Source organism: Methylobacterium sp. JK268 (assembly GCF_054052225.1).
This window is the reverse complement of record NZ_JBSVZN010000009.1, coordinates 54,822-68,592: the sequence shown is the minus strand read 5'-3', so window position 1 is coordinate 68,592 and position 13,771 is coordinate 54,822. Positions and strand designations below refer to the sequence as shown.

The following is a 13,771-nucleotide window of genomic DNA, read 5'->3' as shown; positions in this document are numbered from 1 at the left end:
GAGAGGGACGGCCCGCGCGGGCCGTCACCGAAGACAATTCAGCGGCCTTGCCGCGCCCGCCGGCTCCGAAGCGGGCGCAGGGAGTTCCCCAGGGCGCCGAGGGCGGACGCGTTGTTGAAGAAGACGGAGTGCCAGATGTTGAACCCGGCCAGGAACACGCCGGCGACGCAGACGCCGTTGGCGCCGCGGATGAGCTTCCAGCTCAGGTCGACGTTGCCGTGCAGGTCGCGCGCGATGGCGAACAGCTCGCCCATCCGGCGCAGGTTGCCTTCGAGGAACACGACCTGCGCCGTGTCGGTCGCGATGCTCGCGGCGCCGCTCAGGGAGACGGACACGTCTGCCTGACGGAGCGCCAGGGCGTCGTTGATGCCGTCGCCGACGAAGCAGACCCGCCGCCCCTCCTTCTGCAGGCCGGCGATCACCGACGCCTTGTCCTCGGGGAGAACCTCCGCGAAGTAGCGATCCATCCCGAGCTGGCCGGCGAGGGTCCGGGTCGGGCGGTCGTGGTCGCCCGACAGGATGATCAGCTCCTCGACTCCGCCGGCGCGCAGGCGCTGCATCGTGTCGGCCGCCTCGGGCCGCTGCGAGGGACGCAGGTCGATGACGCCGGCGGGCGCGTCGTCGACGCCCATGTAGATCAGCGTATGGCCCGCCTCGCGCCGCGGGGCCAGGGCGCGGTCGAACGCGTCCGGGAAGGCGAGCCCCTCGCGGTCCATGTACCGGCGGCTGCCGAGCCTGACGCGTCGCCCCTCGATCGCCACGCTCAGGCCGAAGCCGAGCGCGTATTGCGAGGCGTCGAGGAGCGGCAGGGGGCCGCCGCCCGCCGCGCGGTAATGCTCGACGATCGCGCGGGCGATCGGGTGGGAGAAGTTCTGCTCCGCCGCCGCCGCCAGGCGCAGCAGGTCGGCGGGATCCTGAGCGCCGCAGGCCACCACCTCCCCGACCTCCGGCACCGACCGGGTGAGCGTGCCGGTCTTGTCGAACACGACCGTGTCCACCCGCGGCAGCGCCTCCAGGGCGCGCCCCTCCTTCACCAGGATGCCGGAGCGGATGCAGGCGGACAGCGAGGTGACGACAGCGAGCGGGGCGGCCATCCGGATGCCGGTCCCCAGATCCGAATTGATCACCGCGAGCGCCGCGCTCGGACCGAGCAGGCCTCCGGCCAGCGCCGAGAGCCCGAGGGCCGGCACGACGATCGAATCGGCCAGCGCCTCGCCCCGGGATTGCAGTTCGAGCTTGTGGGACACGGTCCGGCGGAGAATGTCGGCGATCTTCCCCGCGGTCGTCTCCTGTCCGGCGCGCTCGACGCGGACGCGGATCTGGCCCGCGACCAGGAGCGTCGCGGCGAGCACCGGGTCCTCGGCGCCGCGCTCGACCGGGGCCGCCTCGCCGGTGAGGGCCTGCTGGTCCAGCATGCCTTCGCCGGACTGCACGATGCCGTCTACCGGCACCGCCTCACCGGTCTCGACGACGATCGTGTCCCCGGCCTGCACCGCCTCGATCGGGACCTCGGCGGTCGATCCGTCCGCGCGCTCGAGCCGCACGATGCTCGGCTGCCGGCCGAACGCGTCGACGAGCAGCCGCTCCGATTGGGCCTGGGTGCTGCGCAGGAGCGTGCGTCCGACGCTGAGGAAGAAGGCCGTCATCGCGCCGGCGAAGATCTCGCCGGTGAACAGGCAGGTCGTGAAGATGATGCCGTCGAGGACGTCGACGCCCAGGCGGCGTTCCCGCACCACGACCTGCGCGGCCCGCCGATAGCTCGGCACCGCGGTGGCGAGCATCACGCCCGTGCCGACCGGAAGCAGGGCGGGCGCCGCGAAGGTCGCCACGCCCGAGAGCACCAGCGAGGCGGCCGCCACCGGGAGGTCGACCCGGTGCAGCAGGGGGCGGACGGCGTTCCCCTCCCGGCCCCGGACCGCCCGGTGAAGGCCGTGGACGACCTGCTGGGGGTGGATGAGCGTCGGATCGAACCGGACGGTCAAGCTCCCGCCGATGCCGTCGATGCGGTAGGCGAGGATTCCGAGCAGGCCGTCGAGAACCGCGGCGATCGCGTCCCAGACATTCGGCCGGCCGCGCAGTCCGGGATGCCGGAGCCGCAGGAGGCCGGGCGTTTCCGCCTGGCGCACCCAGTCGCTCACCAAACGCCCGTACCGGAAGAAGGAGCGCTGGCGCCGCGCGCCGGCCACGGGATCCCCGAGATCGACGTCGATCTCGGGGAGCTGGGCCGGCCGGTCGCGATAGGCCGCGACGATCGCGGCGCGGCCGCCCGGCCGGTGCCGGACCTCGGCCTCCCGCCCGTCCCGGTCGATCGTGACGGACACGGCCTCCGGGCAGGCCAGCGTGACCTGGAGAAACTCGGCGACGCGGGCGGGCGACGCGAACCAGTCGGAGCTCCCGACGACGAACCGATCCGGCCCGGGGATTCGCACCGAGGGGCCGGCCGGCCGCATCAGCCTGGAGGCGCCACTCGCGCCGAGGGAAGACATCGTCCGGATCCGCGTCGTTGGAGCACGAGAGCAGGAGCCGATCGCGTTGCCGTCGATCCCTGCTCAATTTCTTCGTCTTCGCGACATTGATCGCGGCGAACCGGCAACCGCTCGGTCGGAGGACGCTCTAGTGCTCGGCGTCGAACCGGCTCGCCATGGCGTCGACCTTCTGCCGCGCCTCGCCACCCTCCGCGTCGCGAAGGGAAGCACGGTGCGCCTCGTGCGCGGCCTGCGTCGGCGCCGTCCCGGCCCCTGGGTCACCGGCCTGGGCCTCCGGCGCCGCGGCGGCCTCCTTCTTCAGCGTCGTGCGCAGGGAGCGGGCCGTGAGCGCGTCGTGGGCCCCGTCGGCGAAGCCCCGCTGGATCGCGCTACCGCCCGGCATGAGGTCGTGGACGTAGGTCGCCGCGAACACGGCACCGTAGGCGAGCGCGTAGCTCACCGAGTAGACGCCCGATCCCACCACCCGCTTGGTCGTGTCGGCGGCGCGATGGGCCGATTCGCGGGCATGGGCGGTCGGCACGTCCAGCGCCGTCGCGGCCGTCTCGAGCGTCTCGCTCAGGATCGCGAACGGGTCTTCGGCGTTGGCGGTCGTGGCGCTCATGGTCTCTGAAGTCCTTCCACTTGGACAGTTACACGCTCGAACAGGGTTCGTTCAAGTTGCAACCGAACCCTGTTTTAAGTTGTCGATCTCACCGCAATGTCTGCGACGAACCGGTGTCCGCTTCGTCGGAAAATGCTCTCCGAACGGCTCGCCGCGGAACCGGAGGCCGCGCCTGGCGTCGGTCTTCGAACATGCCGCGTGACGCACGCCCCAGGTCCCGGCCGCCGCGGCCTCGGCCGGCTGGTCAGGCCGCAAGCGCGCCGAAGAGCCACTCCGTCAGCACGAGGGCGGCGCCGGCCATCAGGGCCGTCGACACGGCGGTCAGCGCCAGACCGGCAGCGATCAGCAACCCGTCCCGGCGGATCAGGCCGATCGCCAGGATCAGGACGGTGAGGGACAGCGGCGCGTTCGTCCCGGGAATCGGCAGCGCGATGAGCAGCGCGAGGATGATGACCGCCACGCCGACGACGCGCTGGCCGGTCTTGCTGTAGAACATCGCCCCGCGCGGCCGGGTGATCCCGTCGATCCGGCGGAGCAATGGGAGCATCGCCCGCACGGCGCGCTTGAGGGGCTTTGCGGGAATCCGCCGGTTGAGCAGCGACGGGGGCAACCAGATGCGGTCACGGGCAACGACCATCTGCGCGCCCACGATCGCGGTCGGGATCGAGATCACGAGCGAGATGCCGGGAATCGGGATCGGGATGATCTCGGGGACCGCCAGGGCCGCGAGCGGAATCCCGAACGCTGTCGTCTCCAGTCCGCCGAGCAGCTCCCGGACGGTGATCATCTCGGAATCGCCGCGGCGCAGGATCGCCTCGAACAGCTTCGTGAGGTCGCTGCCAGGAACCGCGGCCTCCGACGCCGGCCTCGCCAGCATGCCTGGAACGGTTAGGGCGACACTCATCGGACTCTCCGTGGCGCGGTCGCCATCGCTTCGCTCCGCCAACCCCCGGATCGGCTCGAACCGGCGGAAGCCGCGGCGGCGAACGGCGAGACCGCGCGCTGGTTCGACAAGTCCGTCCTTACATCATCGAATGTGACGTTCTTATTACAAACCCCTCGGGAATGCAGTAGTTCCGCAGCGGAAGAACCTATCTGACGTTGCGATGACATCGTTGCCGCGCCGCCGCATGAGTCATCTCGCCGTTCCTCCCGCCCTGTTTCGAGATCGGACCCGAACCATGGATTGAAAACTATCGTTTCACAATTTGAAGTCGCGTCCGTTTCGCGCAACCTCTGCTCGGAGGGCGACGCCCGCGAGGGGCGCGTCGACCATCACGCGGTGTCGGAGAGACGATAAGAGCAGCTGGGCGGCACGCGATCGACCGAGGACGAATTGATGTCCGCAGCATCGCGCGACGCGAGGGACGGCCGCGCAAGACGGTCCGCGAGATCATCCGGCCGCCGGCGGCCTGCGCGGCGCGGTGGACGAACGCCCGCCGAACCCCCACCTACGCTTCGACGCAGCCGCGCGGGAGATTTCCTTGGCGAACGACGAGGCGGGGGGCGTGCCCCGCATGCACGCGACGACGATCCTGATGGTGCGCAAGGGCGGGCGCGTCGTCATCGGCGGGGACGGACAGGTCAGCCTCGGCCAGACCATCGTGAAGGGCAACGCGCGCAAGGTGCGCCGCCTCGCGAAGGGCGCGGTGATCGGCGGCTTCGCGGGCGCCACCGCCGACGCCTTCACGCTGTTCGAGCGGCTCGAAGCCAAGCTGGAGCAGTATCCGGGCCAGCTCACCCGGGCCTGCGTCGAACTCACCAAGGACTGGCGCACCGACCGCTACCTGCGCCGCCTGGAGGCGATGATGCTGGTGGCCGACCGCGAGGTCGGGCTGCTGCTCTCCGGCTCCGGCGACGTCCTGGAGCCCGAGGGCGGCGTCATGGCGATCGGCTCGGGCGGCAACTACGCGCTGGCGGCCGCCCGCGCCCTGGAGGACCAGGACCTCGACGCCGAGGCGATCGTCCGTCGCTCCATGGCGATCGCCGCCGAGATCTGCGTCTACACGAACGGCAACCTCGTGATCGAGACCCTGGAGGCGGCCTGAGCCGCCGGCCCGTCACCACCCGACACGACACGCGGCCGTCAGGCGGCCGCATTCCCGGACACACCCATGACCACCTTCTCCCCCCGCGAGATCGTCTCCGAACTCGACCGCTACATCGTGGGCCAGGCCGACGCCAAGCGCGCGGTCGCCATCGCGCTGCGCAACCGCTGGCGGCGCCAGCAGCTCGAAGGCCCGCTGCGCGAGGAGGTGGCGCCCAAGAACATCCTGATGATCGGCCCGACCGGCTGCGGCAAGACCGAGATCTCGCGCCGGCTGGCGCGCCTCGCCAACGCGCCCTTCCTGAAGGTCGAGGCCACCAAGTTCACCGAGGTCGGCTATGTCGGCCGCGACGTGGAGCAGATCGTGCGCGACCTGGTGGAGGTCGGGATCGGCCTCAAGCGCGACGAGAAGCGCCACTCGGTCCAGGCCAAGGCGGAGGCCGCCGCCGAGGCGCGTATCCTCGACGCGCTCGTCGGGCCGACCGCGAGCCCGGCCACCCGCGACAGTTTCCGCCGCCGCCTGCGGGCGGGCGAACTCAACGACAAGGAGGTCGAACTCGAACTCGCCGGGGGGGCGCCCGCGGGCCTGCCGATGTTCGAGATCCCGGGCATGCCGGGCGCCGCCATGGGGGCGATCAACCTCGGCGACATGCTCGGCAAGGCGCTGGGCGGCCAGAAGGGCAAGCCCCGCCGGGTCACCGTCAAGGACGCCCACGCGCCGCTGATGGCGGAGGAATCCGACAAGCTCCTCGACCAGGATTCCATCGTCCAGGAGGCGATCCGCGAGGTGCAGGACAACGGCATCGTGTTCCTGGACGAGGTCGACAAGATCTGCGCCCGGGAGGGCCGCGGCGGCGCCGACGTCTCGCGCGAGGGCGTGCAGCGCGACCTGCTGCCGCTCATCGAGGGCACCACGGTGGCGACGAAGCACGGTCCGGTGAAGACCGACCACATCCTGTTCATCGCGAGCGGCGCCTTCCACGTCTCGAAGCCCTCCGACCTGCTGCCGGAGCTGCAGGGACGGCTGCCGATCCGGGTCGAGCTCGCGCCCCTGACGGTAGACGATTTCCGGCGCATCCTCACCGAGACCGAGGCGAGCCTCCTCAAGCAGGCGGTGGCCCTGATGGCGACCGAGGGCGTGAGCGTGACCTTCACGGACGACGCCGTGGACGCGCTCGCCCGGGTGGCGGTGGACGTGAACTCCTCGGTCGAGAATATCGGCGCGCGCCGCCTCCAGACGGTGCTGGAGCGGGTGCTCGACGAGATCTCCTTCACGGCGCCCGACCGCTCGGGCGAGAGCGTCACGATCGACGCCGCCTACGTGCGGGGACGGGTCGAGAGCTTGGCGCAGAACGCCGACCTGAGCCGCTTCATCCTGTAGGAAGGACCGCCCTCATGGCGGACTCCGCCCTCCCCTCGCGGCGCGCCCTGTTCGAGATCCCGCAGGACATCGCGTATCTCGACGCGGCGGCCTGGTCGCCCCTTCCCCGCGCCGTGCGGGACGCGGGCGAGGCGGGCCTCATGTGCAAGGTCAGCCCCTGGTCGCATCCCCGCGAGCAGGCGGCGGACTGGGCGGAGCGGACCCGCGCGGCCGCCGGCGCCCTGATCGGCGCGGAGGCCGGCGACGTGGCCATCGTCGGTTCGGTCAGCCACGCCATGGCGACCGCGGCGAGGAACCTCGCGCCAGCTCCGGGCAGCCGGGTGCTGCGGGTTGCCGACGAGTTCCCCTCCCACCGCTACGCCTTCGACCGGCTGGCCGCGGCGCGCGGGCTCGTCGTCGAAACCGTTCCGCGCCCGCCCGATGGCGACTGGACGGCGGCGTTGCTCGCTTCCATCGCGCGCCCCGGCGCTCCTCCCCTCGGTCTGGCGACCCTGACGCCGCTGCATTGGGCGGACGGGAGCCTGATCGACCTCGACCGGATCGCCCCGGCAGTCCACGCCGCCGGCGCCGCCCTGGTGATCGACGCGACGCAGGCCGCCGGGGCGCTTCCGATCGCCATCGCCCGGTGGCGTCCGGATTTCCTGGCCTTCCCGACCTACAAGTGGGCACTCGGTCCCTACGGCACCGCCTTCCTGTACGCGGCGCCGCACCGGCAGGCGGGGGAGCCCCTGGAGGAGAACGAGGGCAATCGCGGCGCGGCCGGGGCGCGCCGGTACGACCGCGGCGAGCGCAACGACCCGGTCTCGCTGCCGATGGCCGCCACCGGGATGGAACTGGTCGCGGGCTGGGGTGTGGCGGAGAGTGCGGCCGCGCTCCGGGTGCTCACCGACCGGCTGGCGGAGGGCGCGGCCGATCTCGGCCTCGCCGTGGCGCCCCGGGCGCTCCGGGCCCCGCACATCCTCGGGCTGCCGCTCCCCGGCGATGCGGCCGAGCAGGTCGCGCGCGCCCTGCGCGAGCGGACCGTGTTCGTGAGCGCCCGGCTCGGACGGCTGAGGATCAGCCCGCACGTGTGGGCGACGCAGGACGATGTCGCCGCGTGCCTGGCCGCCCTGCGGGACGTCATGCGGCGGGGGTGAGAGGTCCGGCGAACGCTCGATCTGCCCCGTCCCACCCCTTTTCCGGACGACTCGAGCGTCAGCGGAAGGAGATCCGGAAACGAGATGATGGATCGCCGCGAAGCGGCTCCGAATGCCAGCAACGTTGCAAAATACGGTCGCTTCGCGGAGTCTTGCGCTGGTTTCCGGGTCGCATTCCGCTGACGCTTCATGCGCCCGGAAAAGGGTGGAAGCGTCGAGGATAAGAGGGAGACGCTGCTCCTACCGCAGCTTCAGCGTCGCCAATCCCAGCAGCGCCAGCACCACGGCGATGATCCAGAACCGGATCACCACCTGCGGCTCCTTCCAGCCCTTCTGCTCGAAATGGTGATGGATCGGCGCCATCCGGAAGACGCGCTTGCCGGTGAGCTTGAAGGAGGCGACCTGGATGATCACCGAGGCGATCTCCAGGACGAACAGGCCGCCGACGATCGCCAGCACGATCTCGTGCTTCGTCGCCACCGCCACCGTACCCAGGAGGCCGCCCAGCGCCAGCGAGCCGGTGTCGCCCATGAAGATCTGGGCGGGCGGCGCGTTGAACCACAGGAAGCCAAGCCCCGCCCCGATCATGGCCCCGCACACCACGGCGAGTTCGCCCGTGCCCGGCACGTAGTTCACCTGCAGGTAGGACGCGTAGATGACGTTGCCGACGAGGTAGGCGATGATCCCGAAGGTGCCCGCCGCGATCATCACCGGCACGATCGCCAGCCCGTCGAGACCGTCCGTGATGTTGACGGCGTTGCCCGCGCCCACGATCACGAAGCTCGCGAACAGGACCCAGAACAGCCCGAGATTGATGATCGCGTCCTTGAAGACCGGGAAGGCGAGCCGGTAGGCGAGACCCGGGGCCGAGTACTCGGCCACCGCCACGCACGCCGCCACGGCGATCAGCGCCTCGAGACCGAGCCGGAACTTGCCCGAGAAGCCCTTGTGGCTCTGCTTCGTCACCTTCAGGTAGTCGTCGTAGAAGCCGATCGCCCCGAAGCCGAGCGTCACCACGACGGTGATCCAGACGTAGCTGTTGCGCGGATTCGCCCACAGGAAGACCGCGACCAGGAGCCCGGCCAGGATCATCAGCCCGCCCATGGTCGGCGTGCCGCGCTTGGTCAGCAGGTGAGTCTGGGGACCGTCCTCGCGGATCGGCTGGCCCTTGCCCTGGCGCAGCCGCAGCAGCGAGATGATCCAGGGGCCGAACCAGAACACGAAGAAGCCCGCCGTGAACAGCGCGCCGCCCGTCCGGAAGGTGATGTAGCGGAAGACGTTGAACGGCGAGAAGACGCCGGTCAGTTCGGACAGCAGGTACAGCATCCCGGGCTCATCCCGATGGTGAGGTGAGCGCCGGCCAGGATGACGGCGCCGATGGGGGGCGTCCCGGCCGCGTGGGCGCCCGGGCTTCAGGTGGGACGAGCGGCCGCGAGGCCCTCGACGCCCCCGCCGTAGCGGGCTTTGAGCGCCTCGACAATGCGCCCCATGCGGGTGCTGTTCGAACCCTTGATCATCACGGCGTCGCCGGGGCGGATCTCGGCGAGAACCGCCTCCAGGAGATCCGCCGAGGTCGGCGCCGCCACGCCCCGCGCGCCGGGCGGCAGGGCGTCGAACAGCTCGGCCATCAGGGGCCCGGCCACGAAGACGAGGTCGATGCCGTGCTCGGCGACCGAGGCCGCGAGCTCGCGGTGCAGGCGCGGCGCCTCGGCCCCGAGCTCCAGCATGTCGCCGAGCACCGCGATGCGCCGGCCGCCTCCCTCGACGGCGATCCCCGCGAGGGTCGCGAGCGCCGCCCGCACGGAGGCCGGGTTGGCGTTGTAGCTCTCGTCCACGAGGAGCGCCTCCCCGTCGCGCAGCCGCAGCAGCGTGCGCTCCCCGCGCCCGACCGGCGGGCGCAGCTGCGCCAGCGACAGGGCCGCCAGCGCGAGGTCGGCGCCGAGCGCCTGGACCGCCGCCATCACGGCCAGGGAGTTCAGCGCCGTGTGCCGCCCGGCCGTGCCGAGCTGGTAGGTGACCGGGATCCCCATGACCCGCGCGTCGACGATCGAGAGGTCGGGCCGCATCACGATGCGCTCGGCGCGGATATCGGCCTGCGGGTGCTCGCCGAAGCTCACGATCCGCCCCGCCCGCGAGGCGAGCGCGTGGGCGCAGAGGCGCTCATAATGGGGGTTGTCGCGGTTGATCACCGCGACGCCGCCGGGCTCCAGGCCGCAGAAGATCTCGCCCTTGGCGTCGGCGATGCCCGACAGGGCGCGGAAATGCTCGATATGGACCGGCTCGACCGTGGTGACGATCGCCACCTCGGGCCGCACCAGCCGGGTCAGCGGGGCGATCTCGCCCGCGTGGTTCATGCCGATCTCGAACACCCCGAAGGCGCTCGCCGTCGGCATCCGGCCGAGGGTGAGGGGCACGCCCCAGTGGTTGTTGTAGGAGGCGACCGAGGCGTGGGTGGCGCCCTGCGCGGCGAGCACGTGGCGCAGGGCCTCCTTGGTGCCGGTCTTGCCGACCGAGCCCGTCACCGCGAGGACGCGGGCGCGCGTCCGGGCGCGGGCCGCCGCCGCGAGGGACCGCATGGCGGCCAGCACCGGATCACCCTCCGCGGCGGGCGCGACCAGGAGCGGCCCCGCCCCGGCGAGGTCGGGCGCGCGCGCGGCCGAGACCACGGCCGCCCCCGCCCCGCGCGCGAGCGCGTCGCGGACGAAGTCGTGACCGTCGCGGGCCTCGCCCTGGATGGCGAAGAACAGGTCGCCGACCTTGAGGGTGCGCGTGTCGATCGACAGGCCGGAGAGCGCCGCCCCCTTCCCCGCCCCGTCCGCGAGGCGGCAGCCGGTGGCGGCGAGGACCGCGTCCAGGGTCCAGAGGGGCTCGGTCATGCACGCGTCTCCTCGATCGCGCTCAGGACCGCGTCGCGGTCCGAGAACGGAAGGATGCGGTCACCGATGATCTGGCCGGTTTCATGACCCTTGCCCGCAACGACCAGAACGTCGCCCGGCGCGAGACCGTGAACGGCGGCCCGGATCGCCGCGGCGCGATCGCCGATCTCCTCGGCGCCGGGGGCGGCGGCCAGGATCGCCGCCCGGATCGCGGCCGGGTCCTCGCTGCGGGGATTGTCGTCCGTGACGATGACCCGGTCGGCGCCCTCGGTCGCGATGCGGCCCATCATCGGGCGCTTGGCCCGGTCGCGGTCGCCGCCGCAGCCCATCACGCAGACGAGGCGCCCGGTCGTGACGGGCCGCAGGGCCTGCAGGACGCCCGCCAGCGCCTCCGGCTTGTGGGCGTAATCGACGACGCAGAGGGCGCCGTTATGGGTGGCGACCCGCTCCAGCCGGCCCGGCACGCCCTTCAGATCCGCGAGGGCGGCGAGGACGGCGTCGAGCCGCCCGGCTCCGAGCGGCATGGCGAGGACGAGGGCCGCCGCCACCAGGGCGTTCTCCACCTGGAAGCCGCCGACGAGCGGCAGGTCGACCCGAACCTCCCGGCCCTGCGCGGCGATGGTCAGGCCCTGCGCGAAGCCGCGGGTCTCGGCGGCGACGAGCCGGAGGGTGTCGCCGGCCCGGCCCGTCGTCATCAGGAGCAGGCCGCGGGCGCGGATGGCCGCGATGGCGCGGTCGGCCATCGGCCCGTCCGCATTGACGACGGCCGTCCCGGAATCGGGCAGCAGCGCCTCGAACAGCCGCAGCTTGGCCGCGAGATAGGCCTCGATCGTCAGGTGGTAGTCGAGATGGTCGTGGCCGAGATTGAGGAAGGCCGCCGCGGACAGGCGCACCCCGTCGAGGCGGCGCTGCTCGATGCCGTGGGAGGAGGCCTCCATGGCCAGCGCCTCGATCCCGTCGCGGGCGAGGCGGTCGAGGGTCTGGTGCAGGGTGACCGGGTCGGGCGTGGTGAGCGAGCCGTAGGCGGCGCCCTCCCCGGTGACCACGCCGAGCGTGCCCAGGCTCGCCGAGCGGTGCCCGAGCCGCGCCACGATCTGGCGGACGAAATCCGCGACCGAACTCTTGCCGTTGGTGCCGGTGATCGCGACCACCGTCCCGGGCTGGCCGGGATGCAGCCGCGCGGCGGCGAGCGCCAGCGCCCGGCGGGCATCCGGCACCGAGAGGTAGGCGACGCCCTCCGGCAGCGCCGCGGGGCGCGGCCCCTCCGCCACCATGGCGACCGCGCCCGCGGCGGCGGCCTGCGCGGCGAAGCCGCGTCCGTCGGCCTTCGTGCCCGGCACCGCGACGAAGACGAAGCCCGGCGCGACCCGGCGGCTGTCGGCGGTGATCCCGGCGACCGGGAGCCCGGCCGCCGCGCCCGCTTCCTCGGGGAAGAGCGCGCCGAGATCCGTCATCGCGCCCCGACCTGGTTGACGTGGTAGGCCCCGAGCTTGACCATCTGTGGGAAGGGGTTGACCGGCGGGTCGAATTGCGGCGGCAGACCGAGGATCGGCGCCACCCGGCTCAGGATCCGGCCCGTCACGACGCCCGAGTTCCAGGCCGCGGTGGCGTAGGAGCCCGATTCCGCGGCGATCGCCTGCGGCTCGTCCATCACCGTCACGAACAGGTACTTGGGCTTGTTCATGGGAGCCGCCGCCATGAAGGTCGTGAACAGCCGGTTCTTCACGTAGTGGCCGTGGATCACCTTCTCGGCGGTCCCGGTCTTGCCGCCGACGAAGTAGTAGGGGTTGTCCGCCTTCTTGGCGGAGCCCTCGGTGGCATTGAGGCGCATGATGAACCGCATCGCCTCGCTGGTCTGCGGCGTCAAGACCTGGACCGCCTTCTCGCGGGCGGCGGCCTCGTCGCGCTTCAGGAAGGTCGGGGTCATCAGGAAGCCGCCATTGGCGATCGCCGCCACCGCCGCGGCGGCCTGGATCGGCGCCACCGCGAGGCCGTGGCCGAACGCGATCGTGATGGTGTTGATCTCGGTCCAGCGCGGCGGGATGATCGGCTCGGCGCTCTCCGGCAGTTCCGTCCGCATCCGGTCGAGCAGGCCCATCTTCCGGAGGAAGGCCTTGTGGCCGGGCACCCCGATGCCGAGCGCCATCTTGGCCGAGCCGATGTTCGAGGAGTGGGTGAACACCTCCGGCATCGTGATGACGCGGTTGGTGCCGTGGTACTCGTGGATCTTCTGCCGGCCCCAGTTCAGCACGCCGCCGCGGGTGTCGAAGGTCGAGTTGACGTTGAACTTGCCGGAATCGAGCGCCATGGCCAGCGTCATGGCCTTGAAGGTCGAGCCCATCTCGTAGACGCCGACATTCATCCGGTTGATGCGGTCCGGGCTCAGCGCGTCGGCGGGCTCGTTCGGGTCGAAATCCGGCAGGGAGGCGAGCGCCAGCACCTCGCCGGTGGTCACGTCGAGGATCATCGCCGCCGCCGCCTTGGCGCGGTAATGCTCCAGGCCCCAGGCCAGTTCGTCGCGCAGCGCGTGCTGCGCCCTGAGGTCGATCGAGAGCTGCACCGGGGCGAGGTCGGCCGATTTCTCGATGAAGCCGAGGCTGTTGAGGTCCTTCAGGCCGGTCTTGTCGATGTACTTCTCCATGCCGGCGATGCCGACATTGTCGAGGTTGGAGAAGCCGATGACGTGGGCGGCCGCGACGCCGTTCGGGTAGACGCGCTTGTGGTCGGGCAGGAAGCCGACGCCCGGGATGCCGAGGCGGTGCACCTCGGCCTGCTGCTTGGGGGTCAGCTCGCGCTTGATCCAGACGAAGCCCGCCCCCTTGACGCGCTTGGCCGTGAGCTTGGCGCGCAGCTCCGCGGCGTTGAGGTCGGGCAGGACCGCGGTGAGGAGTTCCACCGCCTCGTCCTTGTCGACGATGTTGCCCGGCTCCGCGAAGGCCGAGACGGTGCGGATGTCGGTGGCCAGGATCTCGCCGTTGCGGTCGACGATGTCGGGCCGGATGGCGGTCGCCGCGGCGGCCGCGACCCGCTGGGCCGAGCTCGACGGTTCCTCGGGGATCGCCGCCACCAGGACGAGCCGCCCGATGATGGTGGCGAAGACCCCACCGAAGACGAGGCCCACGAGGCCCACGCGGGTGCCGCTGCGCTCGACGGCGAAGCGGAACATCGCCCGCAGGATCGTCCGGACCAGGGCGGGCTGCGGGGCGGATTCCGGCGGGGCCGGGTCGGGGAACGCGTCGGACAC

The 13,771-nt window shown here is 71.8% G+C and carries 10 protein-coding genes; 3 read left to right on the top strand and 7 right to left on the bottom strand.

The window, feature by feature from the left end:
• Positions 1–38: 38 nt before the first annotated feature.
• From ACW9J6_RS11455 to ACW9J6_RS11445, 3 genes are all read right to left on the bottom strand, one after another.
• The gene (locus tag ACW9J6_RS11455) at positions 39–2,486 is read right to left on the bottom strand and encodes a heavy metal translocating P-type ATPase (RefSeq protein WP_457116601.1); all 2,448 of its coding nucleotides are present in this window, start codon (positions 2,484–2,486) and stop codon (positions 39–41) included.
• Between the two features lie 127 nt (positions 2,487–2,613).
• Positions 2,614–3,087: a hypothetical protein gene (locus tag ACW9J6_RS11450; protein ID WP_457116600.1), complete on the bottom strand. Its 474-nt coding sequence runs from the start codon at positions 3,085–3,087 to the stop codon at positions 2,614–2,616.
• 244 nt (positions 3,088–3,331) lie between these two features.
• A complete protein-coding gene (locus ACW9J6_RS11445; protein ID WP_457116599.1) occupies positions 3,332–3,991 on the bottom strand; it encodes an exopolysaccharide biosynthesis protein in 660 nt (219 codons plus the stop codon).
• A 613-nt stretch (positions 3,992–4,604) separates the two neighbouring features.
• Between ACW9J6_RS11445 and hslV the strand changes: the two genes are divergently transcribed.
• From hslV to ACW9J6_RS11430, 3 genes are all read left to right on the top strand, one after another.
• Positions 4,605–5,135, top strand: a complete 531-nt coding sequence (gene hslV / locus ACW9J6_RS11440) for an ATP-dependent protease subunit HslV (RefSeq protein ID WP_457116767.1) — start codon at positions 4,605–4,607, stop codon at positions 5,133–5,135.
• 66 nt (positions 5,136–5,201) lie between these two features.
• Complete coding sequence (gene hslU, locus ACW9J6_RS11435) at positions 5,202–6,515, top strand: ATP-dependent protease ATPase subunit HslU (protein WP_457116598.1); 1,314 nt, start codon at positions 5,202–5,204, stop codon at positions 6,513–6,515.
• 14 nt (positions 6,516–6,529) lie between these two features.
• Positions 6,530–7,651 carry an aminotransferase class V-fold PLP-dependent enzyme gene (locus ACW9J6_RS11430; RefSeq protein WP_457116597.1) on the top strand — a complete coding sequence of 374 codons (1,122 nt, stop codon included), beginning with the start codon at positions 6,530–6,532 and terminating at the stop codon, positions 7,649–7,651.
• A gap of 240 nt (positions 7,652–7,891) precedes the next feature.
• Here the strand turns inward: ACW9J6_RS11430 and mraY are convergent, their stop codons facing one another.
• The 4 genes from mraY to ACW9J6_RS11410 all read right to left on the bottom strand — a co-directional run bounded on the left by mraY (position 7,892) and on the right by ACW9J6_RS11410 (position 13,771).
• On the bottom strand, positions 7,892–8,977 hold the full coding sequence (gene mraY, locus ACW9J6_RS11425; protein WP_457116596.1) for a phospho-N-acetylmuramoyl-pentapeptide-transferase: 1,086 nt from the start codon (positions 8,975–8,977) through the stop codon (positions 7,892–7,894).
• An 86-nt stretch (positions 8,978–9,063) separates the two neighbouring features.
• The gene (locus ACW9J6_RS11420) at positions 9,064–10,527 is read right to left on the bottom strand and encodes a UDP-N-acetylmuramoylalanyl-D-glutamyl-2,6-diaminopimelate--D-alanyl-D-alanine ligase (protein ID WP_457116595.1); all 1,464 of its coding nucleotides are present in this window, start codon (positions 10,525–10,527) and stop codon (positions 9,064–9,066) included.
• Positions 10,524–11,981 (bottom strand): UDP-N-acetylmuramoyl-L-alanyl-D-glutamate--2,6-diaminopimelate ligase, encoded by a 1,458-nt coding sequence (locus tag ACW9J6_RS11415; RefSeq protein WP_457116594.1) that lies wholly within the window; start codon positions 11,979–11,981, stop codon positions 10,524–10,526. Before ACW9J6_RS11415 ends, ACW9J6_RS11420 begins: the two co-directional genes overlap by 4 nt.
• Positions 11,978–13,771, bottom strand: a complete 1,794-nt coding sequence (locus ACW9J6_RS11410) for a peptidoglycan D,D-transpeptidase FtsI family protein (RefSeq protein WP_457116593.1) — start codon at positions 13,769–13,771, stop codon at positions 11,978–11,980. The genes ACW9J6_RS11415 and ACW9J6_RS11410 overlap by 4 nt, the downstream gene beginning before the upstream one ends.